Genomic DNA, 16,457 nt, shown 5'->3' on the forward strand with positions numbered 1-16,457 from the left:
CGTTGCGAGGTGAGGCGATGAAAAATGCGAAACTTGCGTTACAATTGTTCCTGGAATATTTACAAATCGAGAAAAATTATTCACAATATACTATTGTGTGCTACCGGCGCGACATTGAGCAGTTTCTCCAGTTCATGAACGAAGAAGGGATCGATGAGCTCAATGAAGTAGCCTACAGCGACGTTCGCTTATATTTGACGAAACTATACGGACAGCAGCTGGCCAGCCGTTCGGTCGCCCGTAAAATTTCCAGTTTGCGAAGCTTTTATAAGTTTTTGCTGCGTGAAGGATGGGCGGCCGAAAATCCGTTTGCACTTGCCGCGTTGCCGAAAAAAGAGCAAAAAATTCCCAACTTTTTATATCATGAGGAATTAGAAGCGCTGTTTCGTGTCAATGATGGAAATACAGCTGTCGGCCAGCGCAACGCAGCACTTCTTGAGCTGCTGTACGCGACTGGTGCACGGGTTAGTGAATGCTGTCACATTCGGCTGTCCGATCTTGATTTCGCTGCATCTACCGTTCTCATTCATGGAAAAGGAAATAAGCAGCGTTATGTTCCGTTTGGCCGTCCGGCTAGGGAGGCGCTTGAACGGTACATCGGTGGCGGACGCCGCGAGCTCGTAGGAAAGCTGCCGGCAGACCACCGCTATTTGTTTGTCAATGCCCGTGGCAATCCGCTTACGCCTCGGGGAGTGCGCTACATTTTGGATCGCATCGTCGAAACGGCGGCGCTGACGCAAAACATCAGCCCGCATGTGCTGCGCCATACGTTTGCGACCCATTTGCTCAACGAAGGAGCCGATCTCCGCTCCGTGCAAGAGCTGCTAGGCCATGCGCACTTATCATCAACGCAAGTGTATACCCATGTGACGAAAGATCGACTGCGGCGTATTTATTTGCAGGCGCATCCGCGTGCATAGCCTGCGGGCAAGGAGGGAAGAACCATGGACGGTTTTCATGCGACGACGATTTTCGCCATCCGTCATAATGGGGCGGCAGCGATGGCAGGCGATGGCCAAGTGACGTTCGGTAACGCAGTCGTCATGAAACATACCGCGAAGAAAGTGCGACGCCTGTTTCATGGCAAAGTGCTCGCCGGTTTTGCCGGCTCGGTCGCCGATGCGTTTACGCTGTTTGAGATGTTTGAAGGCAAGCTCGAACAATTCAACGGCAATTTGCCGCGTGCGGCCGTCGAGCTAGCGAAAGAGTGGCGGAGCAACAAAGTGTTGCGCCGCCTCGAGGCGATGTTGATTGTCATGGACGGGCAGCATTTATTGCTGGTTTCCGGTACTGGTGAAGTCATTGAGCCGGATGACGGCATGCTCGCCATCGGTTCAGGCGGCCATTACGCGCTCGCCGCTGGACGCGCCTTAAAGCAGTATGCCGGCGCCTCGATGACCGCCAAAGAGATTGCGAAAGCCGCGTTGGAGATTGCCGCTGACATTTGTGTCTATACGAACGGCCATATTATTGTCGAAGAGTTGTAAAAAAGGAGGAGGCCGAAGATGGCGGAAACACTGACTCCACGGCAAATTGTCGAGAGGCTCGATCAGTTTATTATCGGGCAAAAAGAGGCGAAAAAGGCGGTGGCGATTGCGCTCCGCAACCGGTATCGCCGCAGTTTGCTCGATGAAAAATTGCGTGATGAAGTGATGCCGAAAAACATCTTAATGATTGGTCCGACCGGGGTCGGGAAGACGGAGATCGCCCGTCGGCTAGCTAAACTTGTCGGCGCGCCGTTTATCAAAGTTGAGGCGACGAAATTTACCGAAGTCGGCTACGTTGGGCGAGACGTCGAATCGATGGTGCGCGATTTAGTGGAGACATCGGTTAGGCTCGTGAAAGAACGAAAAATGAGCGAGGTGAAAGACCGGGCTGAGCAGCAAGCGAATAAGCGGCTTGTCGAATTGCTCGTTCCCGGTAAGCAAAAGCAAACGATCAAAAATCCGCTCGAGCTCCTATTTGGCGGTCAAGCTAGCCAACCGGACAACGGCCATAGCCACGACGATGAACAGGTGGAGAAAAAGCGGCGCCAAGTCGCTTGGCAGCTAGCCAATGGCCAACTCGAAGATGAGATGGTGACGATTGAAATCGAGGAGCAGCCGCCCATGCTATTTGACTTTTTGCAAGGGGCGGGCATTGAGCAGATGGGTGTCAACATGCAAGATGCGTTAGGCAGCCTCATGCCGAAACGGCGTAAAAAGCGGCGCCTGAAGGTGAGCGAAGCGCGCAAGGTGCTCATCAATGAAGAAGCGCAAAAACTGATTGATATGGATGAAGTGACGCAAGAGGCAATCCGCCTTGCTGAGCAGTCCGGCATCATTTTTATTGACGAAATTGATAAAATCGCCCGCGGCAAAGAGGTGTCCGGTTCGGCCGACGTCTCTCGCGAAGGGGTGCAGCGCGATATTTTGCCGATCGTCGAAGGTTCAACCGTCATGACGAAATACGGGCCGGTCAAAACAGACCATATTTTATTTATCGCTGCCGGCGCGTTCCATATGGCGAAGCCATCGGATTTGATCCCTGAGCTGCAAGGTCGTTTTCCGATCCGTGTCGAACTGGCGAAACTTTCGGTTGACGATTTCGTAAGTATATTAGTCGAGCCGAATAACGCGCTCATTAAACAATATCAGGCACTTTTGGCGACGGAAGGTATAAATCTCGAATTTTCTGACGATGCTATTCGTAAGATCGCTGAAGTGGCGTTTGAAGTGAACCAGACGACCGACAATATCGGCGCGCGCCGGCTCCATACGATTTTAGAGAAGCTGCTCGAAGATTTGCTGTTTGAGGCGCCGGATATCGGGCTTAACCGAGTCGTCATCACACCGCAATACGTCGAACAAAAACTCGGCAACATTGTTAAAAACAAAGATTTAAGTGAGTTCATTTTATGAGGAGGAGATGGAAAAGATGAATTTGCTAGAGAAAACGCGAAAAATTAACGCCATGCTGCAAAAAGCAGCCGGGCGGCCGGTCAATTTCAAAGAAATGGCGGAAACGCTTTGCGACGTCATCGAAGCAAATGTGTTCGTTGTTAGCCGTCGCGGCAAACTGCTCGGATTTGCCATTAAACAATCGATTGAAAACGAGCGAATGAAACGGATGCTTGAGGAGCGGCAGTTTCCGGAAGAATATACGCGAAACTTGTTCAACATTACAGAAACGTCTCCTAACATCGATATTAATAGCGAATATACGGCATTTCCAGTGGAAAATCGTGACTTATTTAAAACAGGCTTGACGACGATCGTCCCGATCAACGGTGGGGGCGAACGGCTCGGCACGCTCATTTTGTCGCGCCTTGACCGCGAGTTTGATAACGACGACCTGATTTTGGCCGAATACGGAGCGACGGTTGTCGGCATGGAGATTTTGCGTGAAAAAGCAGAGGAAATCGAAGAGGAAGCACGCAGCAAGGCGGTCGTGCAAATGGCGATCAGCTCGCTTTCCTACAGCGAACTCGAGGCGATCGAACATATTTTTGAAGAGCTTGATGGAACGGAAGGGTTGCTTGTCGCCAGCAAAATCGCTGACCGTGTTGGCATCACCCGCTCGGTGATCGTCAATGCCCTGCGCAAACTTGAAAGCGCTGGAGTCATTGAATCGCGTTCGCTTGGCATGAAAGGGACGTACATTAAAGTGTTGAACGACAAGTTTTTAACTGAACTTGAAAAACTGAAATCAAACTAATCTAATAAGCCTTTGGCGCCCGCTAGGCATCTTTGCTTAGCGGGTGTTTTCTGTTTTCTGGCGGTGTTTGCACACAACACTGATTCTATGGTCTTATCGTTGGTATAAAAATAGTACTAAGTTCCGTCTATACATTAGGTTTTTCTTCCCGTAAAATGAAATCTAGCAGAAATTGTCGAAAAATAGGATAAAAGAGGGGATTCCATTGTCGCTGTTTTCATCGACGATCCACTGGATTGAACAAGGACTCCGTTATGCGTCGCTCCGCCAGCAGGCGATTGCCGACAACATCGCCAATGTTGATACGCCGGGCTATAAGGCAAAAGACGTACGCTTTCAAGCCGAACTCGATCGGGCGCTTCAGCTTGAGGCCAAACGGACGAATCCGAACCATTTTCCATTTCGAAGCGAACAAAATGGAAAAATCATCGTGACGGCGAATGCGAGTATAAGTTACAATCATAATAGCAACAGTGTCGACATTGATCAAGAAATGTCGAAGTTAGCAGAAAACCAAATTTATTACAATGCGCTCATTGAGCAGTTAAATGGCAAATTCAATACGTTAAAAACAGTGATTAAAGGAGGAAAATAGTCCGTGTCTATGTTTCAAAGCTTAAACATCTCAGCCTCGGCCCTGACTGCTCAACGGTTGCGTATGGACGTGATTTCGTCCAACATCGCCAACGTCGATACGACGCGAGCGCGTTTGGTTAATGGGGAGTGGGAGCCGTATCGCCGCAAAGTTGTTGTTGTTGAACCGCGCGGCGAACAGTTTTCAAGTTATTTGCAGGCTGCTCTCGGCCGTACCGATGCGGTCGGCAGCGGGGTGCGGGTGCGTGAAATCGTCGACGATCCAGCACCGTTTAAGCTCGTGTACGATCCGGATCATCCGGATGCGGGGGACGATGGCTATGTTCGTTTGCCCAACGTTGATCCGCTCAAAGAAATGGTTGACTTGATCGGTGCCACGCGTTCCTATGAGGCGAACGTCACTGCGTTGAACGCCTCAAAAGGGATGTTGATGAAGGCGCTCGAAATAGGAAAATAGTACGTAAGGAGGATGCATCATGCTTGACGGAGTAAGTCGTGTTGGGCTGAAACCGGTGTCCACCGTCCCGAACCCGGTAAAGCCAGCCGAGGTGCAAAAACAGTTTGCCGCCTTTTTAAAAGAGGCGCTCAACAACGTAAACGACAAACAAATTCAAGCGGACGCGCTAACGGAAAAACTCGTCCGCGGGGAGAACGTCCAATTGCATGATGTGATGATCGCCGCGCAAAAGGCGAGCGTTGCGCTGCAGCTGACGATTGAGATCCGCAACAAGGCGATTGAGGCGTATCAAGAAATGATGCGCATGCCGTTGTAGCATTCATAAGCTGCAATACATTACATATAGAGGCTGTCGTCATTGACGGGCGATGGCAGCAAATGGTTGTATGGCTGGATGATCGGGGGAATTGTATGAACAGCAAATGGAAAGAGTGGTGGGGCCGCGCTCGTTCGTTTTGGCAAGAGCGGACGAAAAAACAGAAATGGCTCGCTATAGGCGGGATAGCGGTGGTTCTTTTTTCCATCGGCATCGGAGTGTTTTTCGCCACGAGGACGGAAATGGTGCCGCTATACAGTAATTTAACACCGCAAGAAGCTGGGCAAATTAAAGCGACGCTTGATGGACGCGGTGTTTCGGCAGAAGTGGCCGATGGCGGCACAACGATCAAAGTGCCGAAAGAGCAAGTCGATGCGCTGAAAGTGGAGCTAGCCGCCGAAGGCATTCCGAACAGCGGAGTCATCGATTATTCGTTTTTTGGCCAAAACGCGAGCTTCGGCATGACTGATAATGAGTTTAATATGGTAAAGCTGAAGGCGATGCAAACTGAACTCGCCAATTTAATGAAAACGATCGACGGCGTCGAGGATGCGAAAGTGATGATCAACCTTCCGCAGCCGAGCGTATTTGTTTCTGATGAAAAAGGGGAAGCCTCGGCTTCGATTGTGCTGAGAACGAAGCCAGGCTACCAGTTTAGCGACGAGCAAATTCGGGCGTTGTATCACCTCGTCGCCAAAAGTGTTCCCAACCTCTCTACAGATAATATCGTCATTATGAATCAGTTTTTTGAGTATTTTGACTTAAAAAATGATAGTGGAAATTCGACAGGGGCGACATTTGCTTCGCAGCAACAAATCAAAAAACAAATCGAACGCGATATCCAGCGTCAAGTGCAGCAAATGCTCGGCACGATGATGGGGCAGGACAAAGTCGTCGTTTCCGTCACGGCTGATGTCGACTTTACGCAAGAAAAACGGGAAGAAAATTTAGTCGCTCCTGTTGGTGAAGAGAACGACGAAGGAATCGCCGTCAGCGTCCAACGCATTAAAGAAACGTATGCGGGAAGCGGAGCGCCGCCGGGCGGCACTGCCGGGACAGGCACGAACGAAACGCCGGGCTACCAAGGAGCAAGCGGCGCAACGAACGGCAATTACGAGCGGACCGAAGAAACCATCAACAATGAAGTCAATAAAATAAAAAAACAAATTGTGGAAAGTCCGTATAAAATTCGTGACTTAGGCATTCAGGTGATGGTTGAGCCGCCCGACCCAGACGACCCGAACTCACTGACAACAGAGGCGGTCAATGATATTCAAAAAATATTAGGAACGATTGTCCGAACATCGATTGACAAAGGTGAAGCACAAACATTGACTGATGAAGACATTAACAGCCGCATTGTCGTCTCGGTACAAAAGTTTAACGGTAAGCCGACATTCACGGAACCGGATCCGGTTCGGCCGGCATGGTGGTGGTATGCGGCTGGCGCGGGAGCGTTATTGTTGATCGCTCTGCTGTTATTCTTCTGGCTGCGTCGCCGCGAAGACGAAGAAGAGGACGAAGAATTCGTATTCGCTCCGCCGCTTCCGGCAGAGCCGGAATTGCCAGAGCCGCCGGAGACGGAGGAGAGAATGCGCCGCCGTCAGCTTGAACGGCTGGCGAAAGAAAAGCCGGATGAGTTTGCCAAACTATTGAAAACGTGGCTATCAGAAGAGTAGGAGGAACGACGTATGGCAAAGCGCGAACGGAAAGGCGGGCTGTCGGGCAGACAAAAAGCGGCCATCCTGCTCATTTCCCTCGGCCCAGACGTGTCGGCCTCCGTCTATAAACATTTGTCGGAAGAAGAGATCGAAAAGCTGACGCTCGAAATTTCCAACGTCCGCCAAGTGACGGTCGAACAAAAAGAAGAGGTGCTCGAAGAGTTTCACCAGCTTGCTTTGGCGCAAGACTACATCGCGCAAGGAGGCATCGCCTACGCGAAAGAAGTGCTTGAAAAGGCGCTTGGTCCGGACAAAGCGATGCATATTATTAACCGACTGACATCAGCGCTCATGGTGCGGCCGTTTGATTTCGCCCGCAAGGCGGATCCGATGCAGCTGTTAAACTTTATTCAAAACGAACATCCACAAACGATCGCTCTTATTCTTTCGTATTTAGATCCGGAGCAGGCAGGACAAATTTTATCGGCCTTGCCGCAGGAGATGCAGGCGGACGTCGCTCGGCGCATTGCGCTGATGGATAGCACGTCGCCGGAAATTATTAGCGAAGTCGAGCAAATTCTTGAACGGCGGCTGTCGGCGACTGTTGTGCAAGACTACACACAAGCTGGCGGCATTGAGGCGGTCGTTGAAGTGTTAAACCAAGTTGACCGGAGCACAGAGCGGACGATATTGGACGCTTTGGAAATTCAAGACCCGGAACTGGCTGAAGAAATTAAAAAGCGGATGTTTGTCTTTGAAGATATCGTAACGCTTGATAACCGCGCCATTCAGCGGGTCATCCGCGAAGTGGACAACGACGATCTCATGCTGGCGCTGAAAGTAGCAAGCGATGAAGTGAAAGATATCGTCTTCCGCAACATGTCAACAAGAATGGCAGAGACGTTCAAAGAAGAGATGGAATATATGGGGCCGGTTCGACTGCGCGATGTTGAAGAAGCGCAGTCGCGCATCGTCGCGGTGATCCGCCGTCTCGAGGAGATAGGGGAAATCATCATCGCCCGCGGAGGAGGAGATGATATTATTGTCTAACGTCATTAAAGCACCCGCAGTGACAGCCCGTACTGGCAAAAAAACGATCGCCGTGCAGCGCTATGTTCTAGATGCTCCATCATCTGCAGCTGATCGGCAACAGGAATGGGAGGCGATCGCTGCTGCCAAAGAGGAGGTAGCTGAGCTTCGCCGTCAAGCGGAGCAATATTATGCGGCAGTGCGTGAGCAGTTGGCCCAAGAACAAGAGCAATGGCGACACGAGAAAGAGCGGCTCATGCAGGAAGCGCGCACCCAAGGATATGAAGATGGCTATGCCGCCGGGCGCGACGAGGCGCTAAGCGAGCACCGCGAGTGGATTGAACAAGCCCGCCGCGTAGCAGAACGGGCAAATGATGAGTTTTATGCTCGGCTCGAATCGGCCACTGATATGATGCTTGAGGTGGCGTTAAAAGCAGCCGAACGCATCATCGGAGTTACGCTCGAGAATGACCGAAACGCGTTTTTGCCGCTCGTGCGCCAAGTGCTGCAAGAAGTGCGCCGGCAAACGGAGGTCATCGTTTATGTGCACCCGCACTGTTATGAAGCGGTGATAGGTCAGCAGGAATTACTGAAGTCCGTTTTTCCGCATCACGTCGAATTATTTGTTTACCCCGACGATGCACTGCCGGAATACGGTTGCCTCGTCGAAACGCCGTTTGGGCGCATCGATGCCAGTGTAGATACGCAGCTTGAACAGCTGCGCGAGGCGCTCTACAGGCGGCTGAAGGAGGGAATGTCCGCTGAACTGGCAGGCGCTTCTTGATGAAATTGTCGTTGCTGATTTGTATAAACGGTTCGGCAAAGTATCGCGTGTCATCGGATTAATGACCGAATCGAAAGGACCGGAAAGCTCGATCGGCGACCTTTGCTACATTCACGAAACGAGCGGCGGTCGAAAAATCCCTGCGGAAGTCGTCGGCTTTCATGAGCAGCACGTCTTGCTTATGCCCTTTTCCTCTATGGCGCATATTGCCCCTGGTTGTCTTGTTGAAGCGACCGGCAAGCCGCTTGAAGTATACGTCGGCGATGCGCTCATCGGCACGGTTCTTGACCCGATCGGTCGACCGCTTGACGGAAGCGCGCTGCCGCTTGGGCTGAAGCCGGTATCGGTCGAACGTGATCCGCCCAACCCGCTCGCCCGGCCGCCGATTGCCGAACCGCTCGAAGTCGGTGTGCGCGTTATCGACAGCTTGCTGGCAGTCGGCAAGGGTCAGCGCGTTGGCATTTTTGCCGGCTCCGGTGTCGGCAAGAGCACGCTTATGGGAATGATCGCCCGCCGTACGTCGGCTGATGTAAACGTCATTGCCTTAATTGGCGAACGCGGCCGCGAAGTGCGTGAATTTTTGGAGCGTGATCTCGGTCCGGAAGGTTTGGCTCGTTCGGTTGTCGTCGTCGCCACTTCAGATCAGCCGGCGCTCATGCGCGTCAAAGGAGCGTACACTGCGACAGCAATTGCTGAATATTTCCGCGACCAAGGGGCGGATGTCATGTTGATGATGGACTCGGTCACCCGCGTTGCTATGGCGCAGCGGGAGATCGGCCTTGCTGTCGGCGAGCCTCCGACAACGAAAGGTTATACGCCGTCGGTATTCGCCTTGTTGCCGAAGTTGCTTGAGCGGGCGGGGACAAACGCTTCAGGCACGATCACCGCTTTTTATACGGTGCTTGTCGATGGCGATGATATGAATGAACCGATTGCCGATGCGGTACGCGGCATTTTGGACGGCCATTTTGTGCTCGAACGTCAGTTAGCCAATAAAGGGCAATACCCAGCGATTAATGTGCTCAAAAGCGTCAGCCGCGTCATGCCCCATATCATTAGTGCAGAGCACCGCGAAGCGGCAAATCGGGTCCGGCGTCTCCTTTCTACTTATATCGATTCGGAGGACTTGATTCAAATAGGGGCGTACAAACACGGATCTTCTCGAGAAATTGATGAGGCGATTCAATTTTATCCTCAAATTATGGCGTTTTGTCGTCAAGAGATTGACGAAAAAACGACGCGCGCCGAAAGCATTGATGCCCTTTTCCGCCTAGTGTCATCGCGGTTGTAGCTTTCGGGCGCTGAAAGGGTGAGCAGGCGTGACGCCAACATTTCGACTGCACAAAGTATTGACAATGAAAGAAAAAGAAAAAGAGAAGGCGCTCAGCGAGTACGAAGAGGCGGTTCGCCGGTTTGAACAAGCGGCCGAGGCGTTGTATAACTTGCTCAAGGAAAAAGAAAAATGCGAAGCGGAACGCGATGAACAGCTGCAGACAGGCTTATCGATCGGGGCGATCCGCCATATGTTGCAATATATCGGGAATTTACAGCGGGCCATCGACCATTATCAGCTCATCGTCATGCAAGCACGCGAGCAGATGCAGCGCCGGCAGCAGCGCCTGACCGAATTGAATATTGAAGTAAAAAAATATGAAAAAATGCGTGAGCGTGTGCAGCAGTGGATCGAGCAACGCGAGAAAGAGGCAGAAAGCCGCTTTCTCGACGAATTGGCTGTTCAACGCTTTGCACGGCAAGGGGAGTTATAGATGACAAGCAGCAAAGTCCAACAAGAAGAAAAGCCAAACCGATGGCAATGGGTTTTGTTCGTCATTGTCACCCCAAGTTTATTTGCCGCTTTCTTCCTCTTGTTAATCGTAAAGGTGGCTGGCATCGATGTGGCGCCAGAAACAAAACAATGGACGGCGAACGTGCCCTTGATCTCTGAATGGATTGACTGGAAGAAGAAGGAGAGAGCACTAGAGAAAACGATCGCGACACAGCAACAGACGATTGAACAGCAACAAGAGACGATTGCTAGGCAGAAAAAACAAATTAGACAGCTACAAAACGAGCGGACTGTCAAAGAGCATGAAATCGCCCGGCTATCGGCGCCAGATGAGGAGCCAAACGAACAAGCCAATCACGCTGCCAAGCCAACTGTGACGGCGGACGATATTGCGGCTATGTATGGAGCGATGTCGGAGAAGCAGGCGGCCGCCATTTTAGCCGAGCTGCCGAACCGTGAAGCGCTCGATGTGCTAAGTCGGCTTGACGGCGACAAAGCAGCCGCCATTTTGGAGCAAATGCCGATTGAACAGGCGGCGAACTTGCTTTCGTCGTTGAGTAAATGGGAAACGGGAGAGGAGGCGGTCGAATGAAGACGGTGATCGCAGCAAGCTTGTCGCGATCTATGAGCATTGAAGTGACGCCGCCGACGACAAAAAAGGAAACGGGAATGGCTGACGCATTCGCGGCGCTGCTCGCGAGCAAGCAGGCTGAAGCACAACCGGTTGAAACAGAGGAGGATCGACTGCCCTCTTTGTCGGAAAACAAAACGGGAAGGATAGATGAGCAGGACGAATCAGCTGAGTTGCCCGTTTTGTCCATGCAAGTGGGGGGAACTTTTTCTGATCAAAGTGTTGCACAAGGAAGCGATGATCGTTTGTTGGCGGGGATGAGTGAAAAAGGCCGAGGCATGCAAGGTGACGGCATGTTCGAAGAGTACGGCAAAGGAAAGCAGAGCGGCGGGGAGAGGGCAATGAACGCCGATTCCCAACAGGCAGTCTGGTTCGCTCTGCAAGAGGAAGGGACATCTCCTGCCCAAAGCATTGCACAAGGAAGCGACGGTCGTTTACTGACAGCGGTCAAGGGGGAAAAGGGACATAATGACTCTTTCATCGTTGCGGAAGTAAAGGGCAGGGACATAAGAAACATGATGTTGCTGCTTGATCATGGAGAAACCCGACCGACCGCCGAGAGAATTGAAAACATACAATCTTCTGCGATCCAACGTTTGTTCCAAGCGGTTGATGATAGCAACGCACTGGACAGTGTGGGGCGACGAAACGGGTGGGCATATAGGAATCTCGGCGAAGAGGCTATAAGGCTAAACGGCGCAAACACATCAATCGAACCTTTCTTTCCACCGGTAGCTCAGAAAGCGGAGTACGAAGCAGCTCGTCTTGCGCCGCTCTCCGTTTCGTTTGCTCGTGAACAACGATTTGGACCGCATAGAGAGAATCATTTTGTGCCGGACGGTCATATGACTTTTTCAGCAAACATGGCCTCACTGTTGTCTGTTGACGCTAGTTCGGACAGTCAGGCAAGCAGAACAGAAGCTGGTAACGGCAGCTCTCTGATTGATCAAGTCGCCCGTACCTTGCGGTTGGGGCGATGGATGAAGTTGCCAAACGGTGCAACGCAGCTCGTTATTCGCCTCCATCCGGAACATCTCGGGACGGTTACAGTGAAAATGGTGCACGAAGGCGGCAAGCTCGCTACCAAACTGCTTGTGGCGAACGACGCGGTGAAAGAGCTGCTTCAAGCTCATCTGCCGCAGCTCGCCCAGCTGCTTGATGCGAGCCACATCACCGTCGAAAAATGGACGGTTTGGACCGATTTTGAAGGTTCTGCGATGCCGCCGTATTCCGAGAAGCGCCAAGGCGGCCGTCAACATGGCGAATCACGGCAAGAACAAAAGCGGGAGCCATCGCCTTCTTCTCCGTTTGCATTAGACGGGATCGAGGCGGATGTATAGGAGGGGTGGAAATGGCAACGAACGCAATTGACTCAAATTTATGGTTGGCCAACGCTGTTCAGCCGGAACGAAAAACGGGAGAGCAAATTTTAGGGAAAGACGATTTTTTAAAAATTTTGCTCGCCCAGTTGCAAAATCAAGACCCGCTCAACCCGATGGAAGATAGAGAGTTTATTGCGCAAATGGCGAGTTTTTCGTCGCTCGAGCAAATGATGAATATCGCCAATCTCATGCAGCAATGGATGCAAGCAAGTGGGCGTGACGCACTTTTGCGCTACAGCGAGTGGATCGGGAAAACGGTGCATTGGCAAGAGGATGATTCAACAATGAGCGCGGTCGTTCAATCGGTCATGCAAAAAGACGGAAAAATTGTCCTTGAGCTGAATAACGGAACGACGATTGCCGCTGATGTGGTGACAAAAGTCGAACAAAAAGGATAAAGGGGAGAGAAAATCGATGCTTCGTTCCATGTATTCCGGTATTGGTGCTATGCGCAATTTCCAAACGAAGTTGGATGTGATTGGCAACAATATTGCCAATGTCAATACATATGGATTTAAGAAAGGAAGAACGATTTTTCAAGATTTAATGAGTCAAACGATCTCTGGTGCGAGTGGGCCGAGCGCTGCGAGTGGTGGAACCAACCCGCGCCAAGTTGGTCTTGGCTCACAGCTTGCTGCTATTGATACGATTCATACGCAAGGCAGCTTGCAGACGACAGGGCGTGTTCTTGATTTGGCGATTTCCGGGGATGGGTTTTTCATTGTTGGTGATGCTAACGGCAACAATCAAATGTATACGCGAGCTGGAAACTTTTATCTTGATTCGGAAGGTTATATTGTGAATGCCAATGGTCTATATTTGCTTGGTGATGGAGGGCCACTGAAAATTGATTCCAATGCGAAAAGTTTGAGCATAGGGGCTGATGGCAATGTTACCATTGTGGATGATACAGGCAATTTACAACTTGTAGGGACAATTCAATTGGCGAAGTTCGCCAATCCGGATGGCTTGGAAAAGGAAGGGAATAACTTATTCCGTGAGACAGTGAACTCCGGCGATCCGCAGATAGGAGTGCCGGGAGCCAACGGAACCGGAAAACTCGTCTCCGGTGCTCTTGAAATGTCCAACGTCGACCTTGCTGAAGAATTTACTGAAATGATTGTTGCCCAACGCGGTTTCCAAGCGAATACGCGCATCATTACGACGTCGGATGAAATTTTGCAAGAGTTGGTCAACTTGAAAAAATAGAATAGGAGGGAGGGCGTTAGCGGTCTCCTAACGCCCGCTCACCGATGATTTCGTTAACGAAGCTCAACGGTAAACGGTTTATGATCAACGCGCTTTACATCGAGCAAATCGAAGCGTTTCCCGACACGACCGTGACGCTGACGAATGGGAAAAAGTTCGTCGTTCGCGAAACGGTTGAGCAAGTGGCGGCACTCGCAAGCGAATTTTACCGGCAGATCGGCGTGTTTCGCTTACCAGAAGCAGGAGGATTGGACAGTGAAAGGGAATAAAGTAATCCAAACGATGGTCATTATGCTGGCGATCATCGCTTTAGCTGGCACCGTGGCGCTTGTGATGGTCATGAAAATGGCGGGTGGTGAAAAACAAGGGGAGCCAAGCGCTGATGAGCTCGCTGAAAGCTCCATCGACATCCCAGAAATGACGACGAATTTGGCTGATGGGCGTTATATTAAAATATCATTTAAAATCCAGACTGACAGCGACAAAGGAAAAGAAGAGGCGGAGAAACGCGATTTTCAAATTAAAGATGTGATCATTGAGCGGCTTTCGGAAATGAAGGCAGCCGACTTTAAAGGCAAGGAAGGAATGGCGGCACTGAAAGAGCGGCTCAAGCAAGACATTAACGCATTGATGCAGGAAGGGAAAGTGGAGAACGTCTACATTACCTCCTTTATCCTCCAGTAGCCTGCCATCTAGAGAGGGGAAGGTGACATGACAGCCGGGGAAGTATTGTCGCAAAGTGAAATTGACGCACTGCTTGCCGCGCTTTCTGCTGGGGAAATGAGTGCGGAAGAACTAAAAAAGGAAGAGGAAGGGCGGCGCGTCAAAACATATGATTTCCGGCGGGCGCTTCGATTTTCCAAAGACCAAATTCGCAGCTTGACGCGCATTCACGAAAACTTTGCCCGTCTGTTGACAACATTTTTTTCCGCCCAGCTGCGTACATATGTGCAAATCTCGGTCGCGTCGGCTGATCAAATTCCTTACGAAGAGTTCGTCCGTTCCATTCCAAAGATGACGATCATTAACGTTTTTGAAGTGCCGCCGCTAGACGGGCATGTGCTGCTTGAGGTGAACCCGAACATCGCGTACGCCATGCTCGATCGGGTGATGGGCGGACGCGGTGCAAGCATGGACAAAGTGGAGCATCTAACCGAAATTGAAACGCGTATCATGTCGAGCCTGTTTGACAAAGCGTTTGCCCATTGGCGCGATGCATGGGAGTCGGTAGCCGAGGTCGATCCGCTGTTCGTTGATTTTGAAGTCAATCCGCAATTTTTGCGCATGATCGCGCCGAACGATACGGTCGTCGTCATTTCACTCAACACGCAAATTGGCGAAGCGCGCGGCATGATGAACGTTTGTATTCCACACGTCGTTTTAGAGCCGATTATGCCGCGGCTATCGGTGCACTACTGGATGCAGGCGCAAAAAAAGGAACGTTCCCCTGAGGAAGCGGGACGAATTGAACGTCGCATCCGCGCAGCCCAATTGCCGATTGTCGCTGAGCTTGGCACAGCGGTCGTCACCGTCGGCGAATTTCTTCAGCTCGAGGTGGGAGACGTTATTCAGCTCAAGCAGTCGATTCATGAACCGCTTGTTGTCAAAATCGGCCATATCCCGAAATTTATCGGCCAGCCGGGGAAGCGGAACAAGAAGCTGGCGGTGCAAATTTTAGCGATGATCGAGGGGGGCGAAGAAAGTTATGATGAATGATGGAATGTTGTCGCAAGATGAAATCGATGCCTTATTGCGCGGAATGGACGATAGCGATCATGTTCCGGCGCTCCATGATATTTTCACCCCGCTCGAGCAGGATGCTATTGGGGAAATCGGCAATATTTCCTTCGGTAGTTCGGCGACGGCGCTGTCAACGTTATTGAACCAAAAAGTGGAAATTACGACACCGAGCGTGTCTGTCGTTGAGCGGAAACGGGTTGCTGACGAGTTTCCACGGCCGTATGTCGCCATCCAAGTCAACTATACCGAAGGGTTTCTCGGGACGAATTTGCTTGTCATAGAGCAACAAGATGCGGCCGTTATTGCTGATTTAATGCTTGGCGGTGACGGAACGACAGCTGACAGTTCGCTCGGCGAGATTCAGCTAAGCGCGGTTCAAGAGGCCATGAATCAAATGATGGGCTCAGCAGCAACATCGATGTCAACCATTTTTAACAAACGAGTTGATATTTCTCCGCCAACGCTCCATCTTCTTGATTTGACCGAAGGAAAAGGATTGGAATATTTGCCGGATGAGGATTTTTTCATTAAAGTGTCGTTCCGGCTGAAAATCGGGGCTTTAGTTGACTCGAACATTATGCAGCTGTTGCCCATCGATTTTGCCAAAGAGCTCGTCACTCATCTGCTCGGTTCGTCGGCGGAGGCGGCCGGAACATTAGAAAAAGAGGAAAACATTGACCCATCGTCCGCGGGCGCGGTGCCACGCGAAGAGCCACAACCGGCGCCTGCTTATGCCCATGCGAGCGATGGCGAGTTCTCCTCGGCTGCGAGCCGCTTCACAAATGAGCCGGTCGGGGGGCGTTCTAAGGAAGAAGAAAGCGTGGCTGAGCGACATATTCAAGCGGCTGATTTTGCCGAGTTTGACGATCCACCGCTTGCTGCAACGGAGGCGCGCAATTTAGAGCTGTTGTTTGATGTGCCTTTGCAAGTGACGGTCGAACTTGGGCGAACGAAGCGTTCAGTGCAAGAAATTTTGCAGCTGTCGGCCGGATCGATCATTGAACTCGATAAGCTGGCCGGCGAGCCGGTTGATATTTTTGTCAACAACAAGTTGATCGCCAAAGGCGAGGTTGTCGTGATCGACGAAAACTTCGGTGTGCGCATCACTGATATTGTCAGTCAAAACGATCGGTTAAAACGGCTAAAATAATAGTCATTATAGGAGGTAGGCG

At 51.2% G+C, this 16,457-nt stretch carries 20 protein-coding genes; all 20 read left to right on the top strand.

Going from position 1 to position 16,457, the window contains the following annotated elements; genetic code table 11:
• Positions 1-17 precede the first annotated feature (17 nt).
• Positions 18-920, top strand: a complete 903-nt coding sequence (xerC, locus tag NSQ22_RS06335; protein WP_029760462.1) for a tyrosine recombinase XerC — start codon at positions 18-20, stop codon at positions 918-920.
• A gap of 24 nt (positions 921-944) precedes the next feature.
• Positions 945-1,487 (top strand): ATP-dependent protease subunit HslV, encoded by a 543-nt coding sequence (gene hslV, locus NSQ22_RS06340; protein WP_008878596.1) that lies wholly within the window; start codon positions 945-947, stop codon positions 1,485-1,487.
• 18 nt (positions 1,488-1,505) lie between these two features.
• Positions 1,506-2,900, top strand: coding sequence for an HslU--HslV peptidase ATPase subunit (gene hslU, locus NSQ22_RS06345; protein ID WP_011887132.1), 1,395 nt, complete (start codon positions 1,506-1,508; stop codon positions 2,898-2,900).
• Positions 2,901-2,916: 16 nt separating this feature from the next.
• Entirely contained in the window at positions 2,917-3,696 is a 780-nt protein-coding gene (gene codY / locus NSQ22_RS06350; RefSeq protein ID WP_008878594.1) for a GTP-sensing pleiotropic transcriptional regulator CodY, read from the top strand.
• A 205-nt stretch (positions 3,697-3,901) separates the two neighbouring features.
• Complete coding sequence (flgB, locus tag NSQ22_RS06355; protein WP_029760463.1) at positions 3,902-4,291, top strand: flagellar basal body rod protein FlgB; 390 nt, start codon at positions 3,902-3,904, stop codon at positions 4,289-4,291.
• A gap of 3 nt (positions 4,292-4,294) precedes the next feature.
• Entirely contained in the window at positions 4,295-4,747 is a 453-nt protein-coding gene (gene flgC, locus NSQ22_RS06360) for a flagellar basal body rod protein FlgC (RefSeq protein ID WP_029760464.1), read from the top strand.
• Positions 4,748-4,766: 19 nt separating this feature from the next.
• The gene (fliE, locus tag NSQ22_RS06365; RefSeq protein ID WP_029760465.1) at positions 4,767-5,063 is read left to right on the top strand and encodes a flagellar hook-basal body complex protein FliE; all 297 of its coding nucleotides are present in this window, start codon (positions 4,767-4,769) and stop codon (positions 5,061-5,063) included.
• 95 nt (positions 5,064-5,158) lie between these two features.
• Positions 5,159-6,742: a flagellar basal-body MS-ring/collar protein FliF gene (gene fliF, locus NSQ22_RS06370; protein ID WP_029760466.1), complete on the top strand. Its 1,584-nt coding sequence runs from the start codon at positions 5,159-5,161 to the stop codon at positions 6,740-6,742.
• A 12-nt stretch (positions 6,743-6,754) separates the two neighbouring features.
• A complete protein-coding gene (gene fliG / locus NSQ22_RS06375; protein WP_008878589.1) occupies positions 6,755-7,774 on the top strand; it encodes a flagellar motor switch protein FliG in 1,020 nt (339 codons plus the stop codon).
• Positions 7,758-8,537 (top strand): flagellar assembly protein FliH, encoded by a 780-nt coding sequence (fliH, locus tag NSQ22_RS06380; protein WP_008878588.1) that lies wholly within the window; start codon positions 7,758-7,760, stop codon positions 8,535-8,537. Before fliG ends, fliH begins: the two co-directional genes overlap by 17 nt.
• Before the next feature lie 19 nt (positions 8,538-8,556).
• Positions 8,557-9,828 carry a flagellar protein export ATPase FliI gene (fliI, locus tag NSQ22_RS06385; RefSeq protein WP_008878587.1) on the top strand — a complete coding sequence of 424 codons (1,272 nt, stop codon included), beginning with the start codon at positions 8,557-8,559 and terminating at the stop codon, positions 9,826-9,828.
• Positions 9,829-9,856: 28 nt separating this feature from the next.
• Positions 9,857-10,303, top strand: a complete 447-nt coding sequence (fliJ, locus tag NSQ22_RS06390; RefSeq protein ID WP_011887136.1) for a flagellar export protein FliJ — start codon at positions 9,857-9,859, stop codon at positions 10,301-10,303.
• The gene (locus NSQ22_RS06395; protein WP_339264349.1) at positions 10,304-10,915 is read left to right on the top strand and encodes an MgtE protein; all 612 of its coding nucleotides are present in this window, start codon (positions 10,304-10,306) and stop codon (positions 10,913-10,915) included.
• Complete coding sequence (locus NSQ22_RS06400) at positions 10,912-12,294, top strand: flagellar hook-length control protein FliK (protein WP_029760467.1); 1,383 nt, start codon at positions 10,912-10,914, stop codon at positions 12,292-12,294. The genes NSQ22_RS06395 and NSQ22_RS06400 overlap by 4 nt, the downstream gene beginning before the upstream one ends.
• Before the next feature lie 11 nt (positions 12,295-12,305).
• Entirely contained in the window at positions 12,306-12,734 is a 429-nt protein-coding gene (gene flgD / locus NSQ22_RS06405) for a flagellar hook assembly protein FlgD (RefSeq protein ID WP_029760468.1), read from the top strand.
• Between the two features lie 16 nt (positions 12,735-12,750).
• The gene (gene flgG / locus NSQ22_RS06410; RefSeq protein WP_008878581.1) at positions 12,751-13,545 is read left to right on the top strand and encodes a flagellar basal body rod protein FlgG; all 795 of its coding nucleotides are present in this window, start codon (positions 12,751-12,753) and stop codon (positions 13,543-13,545) included.
• Between the two features lie 44 nt (positions 13,546-13,589).
• A complete protein-coding gene (locus NSQ22_RS06415) occupies positions 13,590-13,814 on the top strand; it encodes a flagellar FlbD family protein (protein WP_008878580.1) in 225 nt (74 codons plus the stop codon).
• Positions 13,801-14,229 carry a flagellar basal body-associated protein FliL gene (gene fliL / locus NSQ22_RS06420; protein ID WP_029760469.1) on the top strand — a complete coding sequence of 143 codons (429 nt, stop codon included), beginning with the start codon at positions 13,801-13,803 and terminating at the stop codon, positions 14,227-14,229. Before NSQ22_RS06415 ends, fliL begins: the two co-directional genes overlap by 14 nt.
• A gap of 27 nt (positions 14,230-14,256) precedes the next feature.
• Complete coding sequence (fliM, locus tag NSQ22_RS06425) at positions 14,257-15,261, top strand: flagellar motor switch protein FliM (RefSeq protein ID WP_008878578.1); 1,005 nt, start codon at positions 14,257-14,259, stop codon at positions 15,259-15,261.
• Entirely contained in the window at positions 15,251-16,435 is a 1,185-nt protein-coding gene (gene fliY / locus NSQ22_RS06430; RefSeq protein ID WP_029760470.1) for a flagellar motor switch phosphatase FliY, read from the top strand. The genes fliM and fliY overlap by 11 nt, the downstream gene beginning before the upstream one ends.
• Positions 16,436-16,457 lie beyond the last annotated feature (22 nt).

Source organism: Geobacillus sp. FSL K6-3411 (genome assembly GCF_037965715.1).
GTDB lineage: Bacteria > Bacillota > Bacilli > Bacillales > Anoxybacillaceae > Geobacillus > Geobacillus thermodenitrificans.

What these genes read in the sequence shown, in the direction of transcription:
- xerC (WP_029760462.1), top strand. Translation starts at nt 18, where the DNA reads ATGAAAAATGCGAAACTTGCGTTACAATTGTTCCTGGAATATTTACAA.
- hslV (WP_008878596.1), top strand. Translation starts at nt 945, where the DNA reads ATGGACGGTTTTCATGCGACGACGATTTTCGCCATCCGTCATAATGGG.
- hslU (WP_011887132.1), top strand. Translation starts at nt 1,506, where the DNA reads ATGGCGGAAACACTGACTCCACGGCAAATTGTCGAGAGGCTCGATCAG.
- codY (WP_008878594.1), top strand. Translation starts at nt 2,917, where the DNA reads ATGAATTTGCTAGAGAAAACGCGAAAAATTAACGCCATGCTGCAAAAA.
- fliE (WP_029760465.1), top strand. Translation starts at nt 4,767, where the DNA reads ATGCTTGACGGAGTAAGTCGTGTTGGGCTGAAACCGGTGTCCACCGTC.
- fliF (WP_029760466.1), top strand. Translation starts at nt 5,159, where the DNA reads ATGAACAGCAAATGGAAAGAGTGGTGGGGCCGCGCTCGTTCGTTTTGG.
- fliG (WP_008878589.1), top strand. Translation starts at nt 6,755, where the DNA reads ATGGCAAAGCGCGAACGGAAAGGCGGGCTGTCGGGCAGACAAAAAGCG.
- fliH (WP_008878588.1), top strand. Translation starts at nt 7,758, where the DNA reads ATGATATTATTGTCTAACGTCATTAAAGCACCCGCAGTGACAGCCCGT.
- NSQ22_RS06395 (WP_339264349.1), top strand. Translation starts at nt 10,304, where the DNA reads ATGACAAGCAGCAAAGTCCAACAAGAAGAAAAGCCAAACCGATGGCAA.
- NSQ22_RS06400 (WP_029760467.1), top strand. Translation starts at nt 10,912, where the DNA reads ATGAAGACGGTGATCGCAGCAAGCTTGTCGCGATCTATGAGCATTGAA.
- flgD (WP_029760468.1), top strand. Translation starts at nt 12,306, where the DNA reads ATGGCAACGAACGCAATTGACTCAAATTTATGGTTGGCCAACGCTGTT.
- flgG (WP_008878581.1), top strand. Translation starts at nt 12,751, where the DNA reads ATGCTTCGTTCCATGTATTCCGGTATTGGTGCTATGCGCAATTTCCAA.
- NSQ22_RS06415 (WP_008878580.1), top strand. Translation starts at nt 13,590, where the DNA reads ATGATTTCGTTAACGAAGCTCAACGGTAAACGGTTTATGATCAACGCG.
- fliM (WP_008878578.1), top strand. Translation starts at nt 14,257, where the DNA reads ATGACAGCCGGGGAAGTATTGTCGCAAAGTGAAATTGACGCACTGCTT.
- fliY (WP_029760470.1), top strand. Translation starts at nt 15,251, where the DNA reads ATGATGAATGATGGAATGTTGTCGCAAGATGAAATCGATGCCTTATTG.